The organism is Flavobacterium sp. H4147, from assembly GCF_029360735.1.
Taxonomy (GTDB): domain Bacteria; phylum Bacteroidota; class Bacteroidia; order Flavobacteriales; family Flavobacteriaceae; genus Flavobacterium; species Flavobacterium endoglycinae.
Map to the genome: position 1 here is coordinate 221,158 of NZ_JARKNB010000003.1, position 19,318 is coordinate 240,475.

Annotated in this window: 6 protein-coding genes; 4 read left to right on the forward strand and 2 right to left on the reverse strand. The window is 35.3% G+C overall.

Annotated elements, in window-relative coordinates:
- The first annotated feature begins 6 nt into the window (after positions 1–6).
- Both nadB and P2W75_RS15240 read left to right on the forward strand, forming a co-directional pair.
- On the forward strand, positions 7–1,515 hold the full coding sequence (gene nadB, locus P2W75_RS15235) for an L-aspartate oxidase (RefSeq protein WP_276381124.1): 1,509 nt from the start codon (positions 7–9) through the stop codon (positions 1,513–1,515).
- A 194-nt stretch (positions 1,516–1,709) separates the two neighbouring features.
- Complete coding sequence (locus P2W75_RS15240; RefSeq protein ID WP_276381125.1) at positions 1,710–2,156, forward strand: CopD family protein; 447 nt, start codon at positions 1,710–1,712, stop codon at positions 2,154–2,156.
- Between the two features lie 71 nt (positions 2,157–2,227).
- On the opposite strand, the gene P2W75_RS15245 is transcribed toward P2W75_RS15240, so the two are convergent.
- The gene (locus P2W75_RS15245; protein WP_276381126.1) at positions 2,228–10,480 is read right to left on the reverse strand and encodes a T9SS type A sorting domain-containing protein; all 8,253 of its coding nucleotides are present in this window, start codon (positions 10,478–10,480) and stop codon (positions 2,228–2,230) included.
- Between the two features lie 34 nt (positions 10,481–10,514).
- Positions 10,515–17,480 (reverse strand): T9SS type A sorting domain-containing protein, encoded by a 6,966-nt coding sequence (locus P2W75_RS15250; RefSeq protein ID WP_276381127.1) that lies wholly within the window; start codon positions 17,478–17,480, stop codon positions 10,515–10,517.
- A 356-nt stretch (positions 17,481–17,836) separates the two neighbouring features.
- On the opposite strand from P2W75_RS15250, the gene P2W75_RS15255 reads away from it, so the two are divergent.
- Positions 17,837–18,424, forward strand: a complete 588-nt coding sequence (locus P2W75_RS15255) for a TetR/AcrR family transcriptional regulator (protein WP_276381128.1) — start codon at positions 17,837–17,839, stop codon at positions 18,422–18,424.
- Positions 18,425–18,493: 69 nt separating this feature from the next.
- Positions 18,494–19,300 (forward strand): SDR family NAD(P)-dependent oxidoreductase, encoded by an 807-nt coding sequence (locus P2W75_RS15260; protein WP_276381129.1) that lies wholly within the window; start codon positions 18,494–18,496, stop codon positions 19,298–19,300.
- Positions 19,301–19,318 lie beyond the last annotated feature (18 nt).

Below are 19,318 nucleotides of genomic sequence, written 5' to 3' on the forward strand. Positions count from 1 at the left end.
AATAACATGATTAAAACGGATATACTTATTATAGGTTCTGGTATTTCAGGATTATTTTTTGCTATGAAAACCGCAAAAAAACGTCCAGATTTATCAATTGTTATCATGACTAAAGAAAAGGCAAAAAACACCAATACACAGCTCGCTCAAGGTGGAATTGCAGTAGTAACTGATCTTATAAAAGACAGCTTTAACAAACATATACACGATACACTTCGTTCTGGAGGAGGCTTATGTGATAAAGAAGTTGTTAATATGGTGATTAAACAAGCTCCAGAAAGGCTTCAGGAATTAATTGATATTGGGACCATTTTTGACAAAAACGAAAAAGGCAGATGGGATTTAGGTCTGGAAGGCGGACATTCGCAGCACAGAATACTACATCACAAAGACAGTTCGGGATTGGAAATTGAGGAAAAGCTGCTTAAAATCATTAAGAAATTGCCCAATATTGAGCTTCTGGAAAACCATATGGTGATTGATTTGAATACCGAAACCAAAAAGAATAAAACTATTTGTACGGGCGCTTTTTTTTATGAAAAAAAACATAACCGCATAAAATACATCAGAACACGAGCTATTGTCCTGAGTACTGGAGGATGCGGACAACTTTTTGAAAACACGACAAATCCTAAAATTGCCACTGGCGACGGATTGGCTATGGCTGCACGTGCTGGAGCAGAAATAGTAGATATGCAGTATATTCAGTTTCATCCAACGGCTTTGGTTTCTAATGAAAATCCGTTGTTTCTAATTTCTGAAGCAGTGAGAGGTTTTGGTGCTCATATTGTAAACGAAGAAGGCAAACGGTTTTTATTTAAATATGATATTCGAGGCGAATTGTCTACGCGAGATATGATATCTGATGCTATTAGTAAGGAACTTCAATTGACTGGAAAAGATCATGTTTATTTAGATTGCAGACATTTAAATACGGCTGAATTTTATGCGCATTTTCCAATAATTGCGGGACATTGTAATGCATTGGGAATAAAACCAGAAAAAGATCTGATTCCAGTTGTTCCTGCGGCACATTATCAATGCGGAGGGATTAAAGTCGATCAAAACGGGGCAACTAAAATAAGTAATTTATATGCTGTAGGCGAATGTGCCAGAACAGGACTTCATGGAAAAAATCGTCTGGCATCAAATTCTCTTCTTGAAGCTTTGGTTTTTGCACATCAGGCTTCAGAAAATATCGATAGAACAATTGCCGAATTTACTTTTTCAACTAAAATATTAATTCCGAAGTTTCCTAAAGCAGAACAATCAAATGATTATCACGCATTTACGATTTTAAAAAAAGAACTTCAGTCTCTTGTTACCGCTTTTTATACCAGTGAGGATCGCAATGCAGATCTGGCCATTCAAAAAATAGAAATGCTCAATAACACGGCTGCATCACTTATAGAAACTCATGAAATTACAATTCCATTTATAGAATTTTCAAATATGCTTGCTGTTGCACTTCTTATTATTAAACAATGTAAAGCATCTCAAAAAGAAATTTGCTAAGATTATTTTTAATTGCTATCCCGTAAAAAAGATACAAAAATTTCAATCTGAATATTAAAAAGCCTGATTCATGATCGATTATTTGATTATGCTGCGCCAGATTTAAAAGTCCTCCTGATACTTTTAAGTCATAACGCAATCAGGCTTATTTCCTGAATTTGATTTTGACACTGGGAATTTAAACCGAATTAACTATGAGCTTACACCACGTTATCCTCATTTTTCATCTTTTGGCTGCAGCAATTTGGGTTGGCGGACATTTATTGCTGAGTGTTTGTTATCTGCCAGCAGCTTTAAAAAAGAAAGATCCGCATATTATTCTCGATTTTGAGAAAAAGTTTGAAACACTTGGTATGTCGTCATTGGTTGTTTTAATTATAACCGGAATTTGGATGGCTTATGATTTCGGAGTCACGTTCGAAACCTGGTTCAGCTTTTCAGGTGGTTTTGAAAAAGTAATTTCAATTAAATTAATCTTGCTTTTCCTGACTTTCTTTTGTGCTGTATGTGCCCAATTTTATGTAATCCCAAACCTAAATGAAACCAACATTAAGAAAATTGCTGTGATAATTTTATCTGTTACTGCAATTGGAATTACTATGCTTATTTTAGGATCTACGCTTCGTTACGGTGGGATTTGAACACAAGCCTTAATTATATCTGCAGAATTTATTATAAAAAAAGAGAGGTCATGTGACCTCTCTTTTGGTTATTACTTCACCAAGAATTTCGTTTTATAATTCTTATCTGCTTTTTGCAGGATTAAGAAATACATTCCTGAAGATTTTATATGGGTTTGGATTTCTTTTCTAACACTGTCTGTGATTGGCAGTTTATCGTGTTTGTAAACTGTTTTTCCGTTTACATCATAAATTGTTAGATTGAAGATTCCGTCATCGCCTGATAAAGTCATTGTGAAAGTTCCGTTGTTTGGAACCGGAGCAAGTACTAAACCATTTTTACCGAAGACAGGATTATCGTCTACAGATAAAGTGGCATCTACTTTTACATCTAACGATGTCGCTTTATCACATAAAGCTGGCGTGCTGTAATTAAGCGTAATCGTCTGGTTTCCTTTTTCTGTCCATTTAACCGTAATTGTGTTATTGATTTTTTCTACGATTTCACCTCCGGTAACTGTCCAGCTGTAATCGGTCATAAAATCTGTTGCAGTATACGTTGTTATGGCATTAGAGTCTGTAATAAGCAATTCTCCAGTAATTGTCGCTGCATTATGTTCAAATGGCTGTACGGTTGCCGATACTGCTCCTTTACCTTGCAAACCACTTGATTTTTTATTCAGTTTTGTCAAGTCAACTCCAAATGAGTGACTTCCGCTAAATGACTGAAGGTTTCCAATTTCAAACTCTTTATCTGATATTTTTTTGAATGTAATACCATCATTTGGAACCACAATTCCGCCTGATTTCACGATTACTTCGCTTTTCGTAAATCCAGATGCTGCAATTTCATCATCAAACTGAACTTTTAAAGCGTCGGTTTCAGAACAATCGTTGTTTAGGCTTAACGGCACTATTGTACAGTTTAAATCTACAATATCAATATACGCTTCTACTTTAGAAACATCACTTGCATTTCCGAATTCATCATAAACGATAGCTTCAAAAGTATTTTTACCAGAGTAATCTTTAACTGAAATCAGAAGTTGTCCTGCGGTTTCCTGAGTCTTTTTGCTTACTAATGTTCTTCCTGTTGGCGTTACCACATACAATTCAACTGTTTGTTTGTTTCCTGTTGTAGTAAGTGCAATCGATACATCGTTACCGGAAGTAATATTATCGGTTTGCGAAACTCCTCTGTCTGGCGTAATACGCATGTTTTGCGGTGCAGTTGGTTTTCCAAATTTCACTTCCCACATTGTGCTTGCACTTCCAGTTCCTAAATTACCAGAAAGATCTTTTAAAGCTGACTGGTCGACTACCAGTTTGTAACCACCTTCTGTCTGCGTATATTCTCCTAAACCAGAAATCAAGTAATGTAAATCATCTTGTTTTGTAACCGTTACGTTTGCATTTAGGTTTACACTTCCTTTGTAAAGCGTAATCCAGTTTTTGTCGAAACTGCTTACGGGTTTGTTTAGTGTTATAAGCATATCGGTCACGTTCTGACTGTTTACTGCTCCTTGGAATTTAGGCGTAAAGACATCAATCTCCGGAATGGTAATATCTACTTTCCATTTTGTTGACTGTACAATTAATCCAAAAGTATTGTCTTCTGCTTTTATGGTTGGCAGATCAACTGAAAGTTCGTATTGTCCGCTTACTTTATTGTACTCGCTTAATCCTACGATTGTATATTTCAGATTATCTTCAGTAACAATCGAGATATTTTCAAGAGGCTGTCCGTTTAAAGTCAGCTTGTCTTTTGTAAACTGAATTGGTTTTACTGGTTTGTTAAACTGAATTTCAACGCTGTTTACTGCCTGCGCTTCAATTTGGTCTTTTTTGAATTGAACAATTCCTAATTCGCCTATAATCTGAATCCAAGAAACGGCTTTTCCTTCAACACCTTCATTGCCTTCTAAATCTTTGATTCCGGCACATTGAACGGTTAATTCATAGTAGCCTGAAGCAATTGACAATGTTTTAATATTTAGAACATAAGTGGAATCATTTACTTTTCCGATAAAACTGTCATCAAACGGAATTGTATTTCCTTGATGAATCAATTTAATATTTTGAGCTGTAAATGTATTCGGATCAATAGCTTTATTAAAGTTTACCTGAATCGATTCTACTGCTTTTGTAGTTGTCGATGGCACTTCTCCAAAAGATTCAACTCTTGGCACATTGTTATTTATTACTGTATAGTATAGAGTGTATTTCTCTAATCCTGATATTTTATCCAAGAAATGAAGGTTGTTTTCATACCTTGGTTCTGCACCATCTCTTAAAGTCACAAAAGTCTGCCAGAAGTTTTCAATTGGCAGTTCCAAATTATCACTTTGTCTTACAACTCTCAACAACTTGTATTTATCTGCTCCAGGATCGGTTATATTGCCATAATTCCAACCTGTTTTTGACGAATCCATAGTTAGGGTTGTCGTTAGTTTACTTGGTGAAATAGCATTCGAAACTGTTCCTGTTTTCACTTTATATACTTCGTCGCTTTCTCCGTTAGAATAGTAAATAGCATCTGGTGTGTCATGAATATCTACAAGATCATTCACTAAGAAATCATTTACATTGTCATGTCCGTCACCATAAGCTCTTACACTCTTAATCAATTCATGAACGTACGATGCTTTAATGAGACTTAGGTTTTTGTTTCCGTAACTGCTTAAATGTTTTATTTTAAGGTCGTATTCGACAAAATGTCCTAATAAAGTACTGGTAAACCACCATTGTCCTATAGCTGATTTTTGAGGTTCAATATTTCCGAAATCAACATTTAATAATCCTAATTGTTTTGGTTCATTATTGAAGTTACTTCCAACAATTTCAAAATCAATTAAAAGACCTTTTTTGTTTTCGATAATTTCTGGCTGAACAGATTCTACCTGAACATTTTTAGCTATTCCGTATCCTTCGTTTTTAATTAATAATGCCATTTCTGCTGGAACCATTGGTTCAACTTTTTCTGTAAGCGCATCATCTCCTAAAATATCACGCTGCATGAAATAGTGCATGACTAAATCCGGACTTGGGTTTACATCTAATGTTACTGGATAAAGTTGTACACTAACTCGGTCTCCTGTATTTGGATCTAAATATGATAATGTACCTCCAAAAGAATATGATTTAGGTACTGTTGGCGCTGCATCTTTTGTTGGAATAAAAATCACTGTTCCAGATCCGCTTGTACTTGGACCAACTGTTCCTGTTCCACTTAAGAAAGCATCTTTGTTGATTTGGAACAAATGTGTCATGTCATTTCCTGCATCATCTTTTACTATTAAATCTAAATTTAGATCTTTAATCGTATTTGAATCACTTCCATTGTTTAGTGTTAAAGTTCCTTCAAACGCTTCTCTCGTCATAGTGATTTTTTGAGAGAATTTAACTGTAACAGTAGCGCAAACCGAAGATTTGTTAGATCTGTCTTTGATATATTCATCAAGGTCTTTTAAATCTTTTTCATGCATTTCTGAAGCAGACATAAAACCTCTATCGCTTGTGCGTTTAATTAATAAATCTCTTACTCTGTCATATTCATCAAGATCATTTTTATTGATGATATTTGGATATTCTGCATTCGGAACTTTAATATTTTTATTCCATGCTTCAAGGGTTTTGTTCCATCTATTACAGAAATTATCGATTTCTTGACTTGATATATCTGAAGCGGCCAGATTTATTTTAATTTTAGCAATGTCATCTGCCGAAAATGGTTTTCCAGTATCAACATTTACTGCTATTTGTTTTATAAAGTCATGAAAATTGGCACTTTCCAGTAATCGATCATTGCCTAAATAGGCCTTGACTCTATTTAAAGCTGCCTCCTGCCCATCTTTAATAATCTGCATATCGTTATACATCAGGTCAATAAAATCTGTGCTGTTTGCTTTTCCGGTCATACTGCCATAGCAAGTATAAAGTGCTGATGCTACCCCAACAGTACATCCTATAGGACCTGGTATACAAGAAGCTGCTGCAACTGCAACCCAGAATCCTGTGTTTGCTGTTGCAAGTGAAATCATACAGCTTGCTACCGCTGCGGCAGGTCCACCAAAACATCCTCCAGCAGCAGATGCTACAGAAACCAGACATGGATAATCACAAATAGTTGGAAGTGCTGTAACTATATTTCCAATTGCAGTTCCAATAGGAATTAATCCTCCAAAACCACCTCCATTGAAGTTTGGACTTCCTCCAGCAACTGGCGTACTTGGAGTATAACAAGTCAATTTGTAATAAGGTTTAAAAGCTGCTGCATCTTTTTCACTGTCGCAAACATAAGTTCCTTTTGTTATTAAGTTATAACTACAAATTTCACCGGCCATACTTTTTCCTGTTGAAGCTGTTCTTGTAATCAGAATTGGAACAATGATCGTTGACTTAGCATTTAACGCATCCATTTTTTCAATCATAAGCTTAAACTTATAATCTCCTTGGCTATCAACATTAAAAGTCACATTTGATAATGCAATTAATCCGTGGTTGGTAACGGTTGCATAACTCATTCTGCTTTCGCCGACATTTAAGTCCAGTACTGGATTATCGATATCGATAACAATTACTGGTTTTGGTACGTTAGTTTCGAATTTAACTACTAAATCTAATTGGTATTCATCTGTAATTTCAGTTGGCTTAACAACCCATTCGTAACTAACTGCTTGATACGAAATGAATACTTTTTGTGTGGTTACTTTTCCTGGATCAACTAATATGTTATTTTGATACGTATCGTGCTTGTCTGCTGTTACTGTAAGTGTGTAATATCCTTCTGGAATTTGTTCTGTATTGAATAATCCGTTTTCATCAGTTACTCCTTCAGCTATAACCGCACCAGAGAATGGGTGACGCACTACAACTTTTGCTCCTTTTACGTGCGGTGCTCTTTCGGTATTATAAGTGTATTCGTCAACTACATCAACCTGCAATGAACCTTTTGATTCTGAAACGGTTTCAATTCTAAAAGGTACTGCTACTCCACCTCCGTTCTGCGGATTTAAAGCTAAATTACCTGTCAATGGTACATTTAATTGCTGTTTATCTGTTGGAACTAATTCTAAAATTACTTTTATAGTTTCGTTTGGAGCAATTTTTTCAATTACAAGGGCACTTTTCAGTTTCATCCATTCCATATTCGGAACTTCAACTTTTACATTTTCAGCATTTATAGCTCCTGTATTGGTTACTGCAAATTCATAAAAACGAGAGCTTCCTTTAATCATCGTTGTATTGATGCTTACTGGATTTACAGCTAGTTTTGGCGTTTGTGCTTTGGCATGGTAATACGCTAAAACAGCTAGTTTTGCTCCTTCATTTGATACAATGTTGAAATTAATGCTGTAGTATTTTTGTTCTGCAGATGGTGTTTCGGCTAGTATTGTATAATTCAAAATAGCTTCTTGTCCAGCTGCCAATGTTAATGGATCTGTTTGAATTGTAAATCCGGCATCGGCTGGTAATTCTATTTTTACATTTGTTAAAGGTGTTTTACTGTTGTTTTTTAACTTAAATTCACCTTTGTACGGAACTTGTGTCACAACATCCCATTTTAAATAATCTGCCGGTTTGTTAGTCCATTCAAAACCAACAATATCAAATTGTGCTTGTACTGCATTTGTAGTTCCGGGATAACCTGCGCTTACCGTATAATGACCACTTTCTGCCTGTAACGGTTCGAAGTTATAAACGAAGTTTCCAGAGGCGTTTGTTTGTACTTTAAAAGCACGTGAAAAGCCTTCGTTGATAATAATGATTTCGACATCTTTATTAGCTGCTGGAGAATTATTTGTCAATTTAGCCGATCCTGTAATCGCAACCACTTCACCAGATTTGTATACTGCTTTAGAAACTGCCGCTGTCGCTGAATAACTTGAATTCAGTTTGATTGCTACAAAATCTTCATTGTTGGTGTATGACAATTCACTTACTTTCTGATCTGCATTTACAGCGGCTACTAAGAAATAATCACCAGCCTGCTGTGGAAGTCTGATTGATTTTACAAAATCCAGTTTCTTACCCGATTCAATATCTTTATCGATTTGAAAAGATGTAATCAGTGTGGCATTTTTAGTGGTTTTATCTTTTGATAAATAATATTCGATTTTTGTTCCTTTTGCCAAAAGCGCAAATCCTTGATTGGTGATCGAAGTCGTAACTTCAACCACATCATCTCCATTCGCTTGAGCTACTGTTTTTACCGAATTAACAATGGCATCTGGTTTATTTTGATCGGTTACTAAAATCCAAGCAAAACCAGAACTGAAATTATCTGCTTCAGCTTGAATACGAACTGTTTGATCTCCTGTTTTTGTGGCATCGATAATCGTATTAACATCTACGTCAACACTTTCTTGTCCTATTGCAATTTTTACGGTTGCAGGAATAGAAACAATAGTAGGAGCGTCAGATGAAAGCTTAACCGTAATTTCTGTCGATTTGTCTACCGTGTTTCTGGCAATGTTTATTTTAGAAGCTTTTTCTACTCCTGCTTTGACAGTCGACGGATTGGCTTTTACATTTAAAGCAGGACCATTGCTGTCTAAAACAGTAATATTTTTACTTAAAGCACTACCGTTTTCTCCGGCTGGAAGAGTACAATTACAAGAAGAAATATATACTTCTGCCGTAACACCAACCGTTTTTGTTCCATCAACAATACCGTTATTTACTGCTCCAATATTGAATCGTTTCTGATTAACATTCGCAGGAAAATCAATAGTTTCCGGCAAAATCAAAGCATTGGACACACTCGCTTTTAAACGAATATTAGTGCTGATTTCTGGTTTGCTTACGCGTTTAATTGTGGCATAAGTAGCGTAAACTCCATCAGCTTCTGAAATGGTCTGCGGAGTAATTTCTAATTCAAAAGCTGGGACGTTTGAACTTTTAATGGTAATGTCTGTATTTCCCGCCTGAAAACCTTCGGCTCTTAAAGTCAGCTTACCAACAACGGTTGGTTCTGGAACTCCGTTATTTTTAACTGTAATGGTAAAAGAAGTCGTTTTGCTTCCTGAAGGAAGAATAACTTCTGTTGGAACTGTCCAACGTGAACTTTGATCTGCTGTAATAACAAACTTAGGATCTTTTGTTTTAGCAAAATCAGTTGATACATTCACGGTTATTGTTTCGCCGTCTGTTACTGAAATTTTTGATGGTGTTAAAGTAATAACCGAGAATTCGTTATCGATAATTTCGATGTTTTCTGAAACTGCTGTGTAATCATTTCCTGAAACCGAAAGATTTACGGTTCTGTTTCCGTCATTTACCGTATTATCAATTGTTTTGATGTAGAAAACAACCGAAGACTGATCTTTTAAGATTTTTACATTCGCATCAAATTGTAACTGCGAAGCCAGAGAAGCTGCAAGTGCATACGTTTTGTCTGCGCTTCTGTCCCCGCTTTGTGTTAAAGTAGCGCGGATAACTTCTGTTGAATTCTCATCAATCGTTTTTTTATCTAAAACCAAATACAGTTTTTTCTCTAATAGAATACTTCCTGCTGCTGTTACTTTATTATTGGTTTTTAATTCTTCTGGTTCTTTTACAGAAGTATTGGCAATTACATTGATTCTCACTTTTACGTTACCTTCAATTCCTAATACTTTTGGAAGATTAAATACAGCGCTTCGGCTTACAGATTTCTTTTTGTCTAAATCTTCATTATATGAAACGGTACCCAAATTGTATTCGATTCCGGTTTGATCCGAAACAATACTGATTTGCTCAATCCATCCGCCAGAAGCAATACGATCACCAATATTATCAACTGACCATGAAAGGGAAATTTTTCCTTCTGGAGAAATTTTAGATTCGGTTGCAGCAATTCCTGAAACGGTTAAATCCGGAAATTGTGCCGGAGCAATTGTCAATTTTCCATTTACATGGTTTGAACCAATATCTGTTGCATTTTTAGAACTTAAAACTACTCCTGACAAATCTAAATTATGGGTTTGCCCCGAAGTATAATTTAAAGGAATTTCTATCGGAATTTGCAATAAAGTTCCGTTGTTTCCTTTAAAAGGTGTACTGGTCATTGAAAGAATAATAAAGTGATAGTTTCTTGGATTATTCTTTTCAATGTTCACATAAACAGCATGATCGCCTTTTCGGCTTTCGATAATTTTGCTGTCTTTTTCGCTTACGATCAATCCCTGCGGAAGGGTCAATGTAAACTCGGCTCCCACTACTTCATCGGCATTAGCCAAATCTATTGAAATCACCGATTTGTCTCCGGGACCTGCTGACACGTCTAATACTTTTAAACTATTCTGTGCATAGAGAAATGTCCCTAAAAATAGGAAGATAAAGACCAGAAAAGGTTTTATTTTCATTGTTTTTAATTCGTGTGGTATCATTATAAGTCGTTTATTGTATTAACATTTTTCCTTTAAAAGTCACAAGCCCTGATGAAAGCTGGGTTTCTATCGTGTAGATATATACGCCAGATGCCATTTCGTTTCGTTTGAAGGAAAGTTCATGGTTTCCTTCAGACGTTTCAAGATTCGATTGTGTGCGGACTAATCTTCCCTGCGAATCAAAAACTTTTAAGACTGCTTTTGATGCATTTTCCGGTAAATAATATTTGATTACCGTAGTGTCTGTAAATGGATTTGGATAATTTAAAAGAGATGTTATTTTCGCTGCTGGATCATTATCGTCAACTCCTAAGTTTTTCTGCGTTATGGTATAACTTAATTCCTGAGCTTGCTGATTTGAAAGTAAAGCCGAAACAATATTTGTTTTCGAAGACACTTTGGTAATAGCTTGTTTTCCTGAAAGCGAATTATTCATTGAGAATGCAACGATACTCACTTCTCCGTTGCGCTCCCCAACTGAAGCTGTAAAACCAATATCTGAAAGCAATTCTTTAATTTCTGATTTGCTAACGTCTTTTAAACGAATATCAAAACTTGATGCTGAAGCTGACTGATTGTCGATATACAACACATCGTCTTCAATGCTCAATACAACATCTGAAGAACTTTCTAATGTTGGACGTTTGGTATTGGCTGGTTTTTCAAGTGTTCCTGACTGAATTTTATTAATCAAAGCGATAATATCCAATACATTCAGGTTTTGATCTTTATTGATGTTGGCCGCACCAAAGTTGAAAAAGTTTGGTTTTTGACCTAACATATAGTTCAATGATGACTGAATATCCAGAATGTTTACAATTCCGTCTAAATTAGAATCTCCTTCTCTATACGTAATGGTGTACGTTAAAACGCTGTTTCTAGCTGCACCAGCAATTTGTCTCAATTCTAATGTTTGGTTGTTCGGAACATTCCATTCGCTGAAAATACTCGTTAGTTTTAGACCTTCTCCAGAAACGGTTACGGTTTGGAAATAATCTTTCAGCGTCATATTGTACGACTGAGACGTATTGAACAACGAATTGGTATGATCGTAACGATTGATTTTATTGTCTTTTAAGACTGCATTTAGTGTCAAAGGCAATTCTCCTAAATTGATTTTCTGACGATCAATTTTAAAGTTTACTGAAACTGCAAAAGCGGCATCTATTCCTGTTAATGCATTTTCTGAAAGATCAACTGTTTTAAGTTTTGTAATTTTCGAAACACTTTCAGGAATTGATCCTGTTAATTTATTGCGGGTTAAATTTAGGTTTTGCAATTCCGTAAACTTTCCTAATTCTGAAGAAATGTTTCCAGTTAAATTATTATCGGGAAGGTTGATTGAAACAACGTGTCCGTCATTTGTTGTAACACCTTTCCATTTTTTCTCATGCAGATTGTTTGATGAAATGTCCCAAGGTTCTTTCCAACCTGTTCCTCCTGCACTTTGAAAGAAAGCCACTAAAGCATTGTATTCTGCAGCAATTAATGGTGTTTCAGAACCGTCGGCAATTCCTTTAAATTGTAAATAGGTTCCTTGCGATGTTCCGTTTTTCTGCCAAATCGTAATTTTTGCTCCTGCTGGAATGCTTGAAACAGAAATATTGGGGAATGTTATCGCATTGTCAACTGCTGTTGCTTCAGAAATTTTAAAATTGTTTGCTTGCAATTCAAACTGGTATTTACCGCTGTAATCTTGTGCTGCATCGTTATAAGAAGCAATAGCCGGAATATCAACATTTATTTCGTCGCCTTTCAAATATAAATACTCATCTTTTGCAATTACTTGACCTCTTAAGTTTACATACACATTGGCAGCATTATAGGTAAATGGTTTTTCCAACGAATCAAAACCGTTGTTTGATAAATCAATCTGTTCAATGTTTTCAAATTCATTTAAATGTCCCGGAATTGTTCCTTTGTATAAGTTTCCAGAAATAGAGAATTTTTTCAAACCAGAAATGCCATATAAAACCGGAATGGTACCGCTGAATTTATTGGACTGAACGTTTAATGTTTTTAAATTTGTCAGTTTTCCTAAATCTGCTGGAAGCGATCCTTCAATAGCGTTTGATTGAAGATTCAAAGTTTCCAAATATGTCAGGTTTGATAATTCAGCTGGAAGTGTTCCAGATAAATTATTGGCAGCAAGACTTAACGAAACTACGTGCCCTTCTTTTGTTCCAACTCCATACCAGCTAACTTCATGCAGTTTGTTTTGCGAAATATCCCATTTCTGAGTCCACTGTGCTCCGTTTGTGCTGTTGTAGATTTTCTTCAAAATTTCGAATTCTTCGTCGGTTAACGGTTTTCCAAAAACAACTTGCGTGTAATTAATTGAAGTTTGCTGAGCCGTTCCATCATTCTGAACAATTCTAATTTGATCCGTCAATTTAATTCCGTACAAAGCAATATCCTTGAATACTAATTTTCCTTCGGCGTTTGAATAATTCGACGTTTTGTTTACACCATTGATGTAAAGTGTAAAATAGTTTTTGTTATTGATAACTCCTCCATTTGCATTAAACAGGAAAGTCGACATTACCGGAAGGTTGATAACCAATTCGTTCGCTCCCACTTCGATCGTTGGAATGGTAATCGTTTGATATGAAAAATCAACCGTTTTTAAAAGTGGTAAATGTACCAATGCTTCATCGGCATCTTCAATGTTGTTATTATTTAGATATAGTGTTTTTAACGATTGAAGTTTACTCCATGAAGAGGTTATTTTGCCTTTTAATTTCGTATATCTTAAATCAAGCACTTCAAGAGCCTCTAATCCAGAAATAACGTTTAAATCTGTTGTGCTTAAATCTTTTGAATAATTTCCGCCATAAAGTGAAAGGTTTTTCAAATATTTTAAATTGCCAAAAGATGCCGGAATCGCTCCCGAAACATTGTAATTGTTATTCAGGTTCAATCCTGTTACGTGTCCGTTTTGGATACTTACTCCGTACCAAGCGCCTTCGTGCAAATTATTAGTCGAAACATTCCATTTGTTGTTCCAGCTGGCTCCGTTCATGGCGTTGTAGAAATCAACTAAAGCCTGATATTCAGCATCTGAAACTTTTGGCTGATCTACTTTTACATTGGTAAAATAAACTCTTGAATCGTACGATGATTGTCCTGCATTATCATAATCTTGATACAAATACAATTCATCTCCGGTTCGCAAAGAAGCCAGATAATCTGCTGGAATGGTAATCGTTCCGTCGCCTGCTACTCTAAGTGTGTTTCCTACTTGGTTTCCATTAATAAATAATCGAAACGGTCTTTGTGCCGAAAAATCATTTAATGCTCTGTTGTAAAGCATTGAATTTGGAAGGTTGCTTACTTTTACATCTACACCTTCGTATAAAAAGTTTTCTACACTGATATTTTGAGAGGTTATTTCTAATGAAACCTGATTTGACAATAATCCTTTAATATCTGAAACTTTATTGTACGAAAGGTTTAGAGTTCTTAAAGTGGTTATTTTTTCTAAATCTTTAATTAAAACTTCAACTTGATTGTTGTACATATTTAAAGTTACCAGAGAAGTTAGATTTCCGGCAGAAACTGGAATGGCTTTGATCTGGTTGTACGATAAGTTTACGGTTACTAAACTCTCCATCCCGCCAAAAACTTCTGGAAGAGCTGTAATAGCATTCGAATCCAGATATACTGTTTTCAGCTTTTTAAGTTTTCCCCAAGATTCTGGAAGTGCTCCCTTTATTTTGGTGTATCTTAAATCTAAAATTTCAAGTGATTCCAATTCAGAAAGAACGCCTAAATCTGTTGTGCTTAAATCTTTTGAATAATTTCCGCCATAAAGCGAAAGGTTTTTCAAGTATTTTAAATCCCCAATCGATGCTGGAATCACTCCCGAAACATTGTAATTATTATTCAGGTCAAGTCCGGTAATGTGGCCGTTTTCGATACTGATTCCGTACCAGCCGCCTTCGTGTAAATTATTGGTCGAAACATCCCATTTATTATTCCAGTTGGCACCATTCATTACGGTGTAAAAATCAACTAAAGCCTGATATTCTTCGTCAGGAATCTGTGGAAGATTGATTTTGATATTGGTAAAAAATACTCTCGAATCGTATGAATTTCCATACACACCGTCATATTGCTGATACAAATACAATTCGTCTCCTGTTTTTAATGAAGAAAGTAATGATGCTGGAATAGTAATACTATTGTCTGCTGCCATTACCAAATCAGTTGCGATCTGGTTTCCTCTTAAAACTAAATTGAACTTTCTTAGAGAAGAGAAATCATTTTTGTTTCGATTATACGAAAGCATATTGGGCAGGTTTTCGACTTTTACATCGGTACCTTCATAAAGTATGTTATCAATATTTATATTTTGAGAATTTAAATCCAGATTTATCTGAGTGTTCAAAAGTCCTTCGATTTTAGAAACTCGGTTGCTTGAAAGTCCAACTGTTTTTAAAGTTGGTATATTTTCAAGTTCTTTAATCAGGGTTTCAATTTTATTATAAGCCAGATTTAAAGTTTCTAATTTCGTCAGATTTCCTATTGATACCGGCAGTGCTGTAATTTGGTTTGAAGTAGCTTCAAAAAATACCAAAGATTCCATTTCGCCCATAGTATCTGGCAAAGTGGTAATACTGTTGTTGCTTAAATAAACTGTTTTTAATTTTTTCAATTTATTCCATGAAGACGGGATCGTTCCTGAAATACTAGTCGATCTTAAGTCTAATCTTTCTAAAGCATCTAAATTTGAAAATACATTTAAATCTGTTGTGCTTAAATTTTTACCATAATATCCGTAAAGCGAAAGATTTTTAAGGTATTTCAAATTCCCGAAAGAAGCCGGAATTGCTCCCGAAACACTGCTTGTATACGTAAGGTCTAATCCGGTAATATGACCGTTTTCGATACTTACACCATACCAAGCGCCTTCGTGTAAATTATTAGTCGAAACATCCCATTTATTATTCCAGTTTGCCCCTCCCATGGCATTGTTGAAATCTACTAAAGCTTGATATTCGGCATCTGGGATTTTTGGCTGATCTACTTTTACATTTACAAAATATACTCTCGAATCGTATGAAATATTTCCTGATCCTGAGTCATATTGTAAATACAAGAAAAACTGATCTCCTGTTTTTAAAGTCGAAAGATAGGCCGCAGGAACGGTAATACTTCCGTCGGCTGCCATTGTAATATTACTTCCTATTTGATTTCCGCCTACATACACGGCAAATTGTCGTCTGGCAGAAAAATCATTTTGGTTTCGGTTGTAATTTACTATCGATGGTAAAGACGGAATCACAACATCGGCTCCGGTATAAACCAAACCTTCAACGTTAACACTTTGCGTGTACAAATCAAGGTTTACCTGATTGCTAAGCAAAGCTGCAACATTTGATATTCGGTTAGTTGAAAGATTCAAAGTCTTTAACGTTGCAATATTTTCCAGTTCTTTTATTACTGCTTCGATCTGGTTGTACGATAAATTTAAAGTGGTCAGATTCGCCAGATTACCAATTGAGGCTGGAATACTTTTAATTTGATTTGAAGAGGCATCAAAAGAAACCAAACTTTCCATTTCGCCAATCGTTTCTGGCAAAGCTGTAATTGTGTTATTTCCTAAATTAACTGATTTAAGTTTTTTCAATTTACTCCAAGAAGCAGGAATGGCTCCTGTTGTACTGCTTGATCTTAAATCTAAAGTTTCAAGAGACTGCAGTTCTGAGTACACATTTAAATCAGTAGTACTTAAGTTTTTATTGTAATATCCGTAAAGTGAAAGATTTTTAAGATATTTCAAATTCCCGAAAGAAGCCGGAATTGCTCCCGAAACCCCGCTTGTATACGTAAGATCCAACCCTGTAACATGTCCGTTTTCGATGCTTAAACCTGTCCAAGCTCCTTCGTGAAGATTATTTTCGTTTGTATCCCATTTATTGTTCCAGTTTGCCCCGCCCATAGCGTTGTAAAAATCAACCAAAGCCTGATATTCAACATTTGAAACTACGGCCTGATTTACTTTTATATTGGTAAAATAAACATTGCTGTAATGTGCAGTCGCAGCATTTCCGTCATATTGAAGGTACAAATACACCTCATCTCCATTTTTTATACTTGACAAATAAGATGCAGGAATCGTAACACTGCCATCCTGAGCAACTGTAATATAACTTCCAATTTGAGAACCTCTTACGTAAAGGGAAAGCTGTCTTTTAATCGAAAAATCACTGCTTGCTTTATTGTAATAGACGATATTAGGCAAATTGTCTATCTTTAAATCAATTCCTTTATACACAATGTTTGCCAGGCTGATGTTTTGATAATACAAATCAAGACTTACCTGATTTCCCAGCAAACCCACAATAGTCGAAATCTTGTTATTGGATAAACTTAGCGATCGTAAAGCTGTTAAGTTTTCAAGTTCTTTGATAAGAACTTGTATCTGATTTTGTGATAAATCTACAGTAACAAGGCTTTCCATTTGTCCAAATTCTGCCGGAAGCGCTGTAATAGCATTGTTGCTTAAATAAAGTGTTTTCAGCTTTTTAAGCTTGGACCACGATGCCGGAATTGCTCCTTTCACCTTGCAATATCTCATATCTAAAGTTTCCAAAGCTTCTAATCCAGAAAGCGAACCCAGATCTGCGGCACTGAAATCTTTTCCATAACTTCCGCCATAAAGAGAAAGTGTTTTAAGGTATTTTAAATTCCCGAAAGAAGATGGAATTGTACCAGAAATATTACTCGTTCCAGAAAGATCAATACCAGTAACGTGTCCGTTTTCGACCGTTACCCCGTACCACGCTACTTCGTGCAGGTTATTTTCTCTGGTATTCCATTTGTTATTCCAGTTTGATTCACCCGCAGCTTTGTAAAAATCTACTAAAGCCTGATATTCTGAATCCGGAATGGGAATATTTAAAGTATTGCCGGCAAAAAGAGAAAGACTGCTAAAAAACCATAGCAATCCAAAAAGTAGTTTTTTATCCATAGATAATTTTTTAGATAGACAATATTTTGAAAGTAAATTCGTTTTAAAAAAGCAGCGTAAAAGTAGGAAAAACACAGCGGTATTTCTGATTAAACAAAAGTTAACAAATTTTAAATATTTGATTATCAATTACATGAATTATAAAATTACCTGTTTACAGGTAGGATTTATCTGTAGTAAATAGATATACAGACCGCACATATTTATATCTATTAATACTTATCAAAAAGCCTTATTTTACTCTGATTGAGGCATAATTCTTCCTTCTTGAACTGAAAAAGTGTTTAAAAAATATTGCATTTAATTTGCATATATGACCAATCGGTCATATATTTGCATCGTAAATACTACCACTCATGACAAAAGGTGAAGAAACCAGACAATTTATTTTAGAAAAAGCCGCTCCTATTTTTAATACAAAAGGAATTGCAGCTACTTCTATGAGCGATATTATGGAGGCGACCAAATTGTCTAAGGGAAGCATGTATGTTCATTTTGAAAATAAAGAAGTTTTAGCCTGCGCCGCAGTAGATCATAATATGAAAATACTGAGCAGTAAATTAGAAAATAAAGTAAATTCAGGGAGTACTTCTCAAGAAAAACTGTTTGCTTACATTGACTTTTTCAGCAATCCGTTAGCTTCTCCAGTTACTGGCGGTTGTCCGCTCTTGAACTTTGGAACGGAAGCTGATGATACCAACCCAATCGTAAAAGAAAAAGTAAACAATGCCATCAAACGCGGACAACAACTTTTGACTTCTATTATTGAAAAAGGGATTACTGACGGAGAATTTAAATCTGAATGGAATGCAGCTGAATTTGCCACTATGCTATTTGCCATGCTCGAAGGCGGACATTTAATGTCTAGAGTTTCAGGCAGTAATGACAAAATGAAAGTCATTACCCAGGCCCTTAAAAAAATAATTATCCAAAACAGCATCTAATTTTTTTTACCACAAAAATGACCGATCAGTCATATTTAAAATTTAATAATAACTATAAAAACAAATACAATGTCAAAAACAATTTTAATTACCGGAGCATCAAAAGGATTTGGAAGAGCCTGGACAGAAGCTTTTTTAGCAAAAGGATATAACGTAGCAGCAACTGCAAGAAACGTAAATACATTAAACAATTTAAAAGAACAATATGGAAATGCTGTTTTAACGCTTTCACTTGATGTAGACAATCGTGCACAATCACTTGAAGTTGTAGAAAAAGTAAAACAACATTTTGGAACTATAGATATCTTGATTAACAATGCGGGATATGCACTTACAGGTGCAATTGAAGAAGCAAACGAACAAGAAGCCAGAGCACAGTTCGAAACTAATTTCTTTGGAACTTTATGGCTTACTCAAGCGGTACTTCCTATTATGAGAGCACAAAAAAGCGGACATATCATTCAGGTTTCATCTATTTTAGGAGTTGGAACTTTGCCAACAATGGGACTTTACAACGCTTCAAAATTTGCAATTGAAGGGTTAAGTGAAACTTTGGCAACAGAAGTAAAAGCATTTGGAATCAATGTTACTTTAGTAGAACCAAACGGTTACGAATCAAATATTTGGCATACCGGAATAAGCAGTGAAAGCAATCCTGTTTATGATGGATTAAGAAAAGCTTTTGCAGAAGGAGAAACTTCTTTTGGAAAAGTAGCGGCAACAGTTCCAGCAATTGTAAAATTAGTGGAAACAGAAAATCCTCCTTTGAGACTGCTTTTGGGAAAAGTGGCACTTCCTTTCGTAAAACAACACTACGAACAAAGATTGGCAAATTGGGAAAAATGGAACGATGTTTCTGTTGAAGCTCATGGATAATTCCATCTTATGTAATAA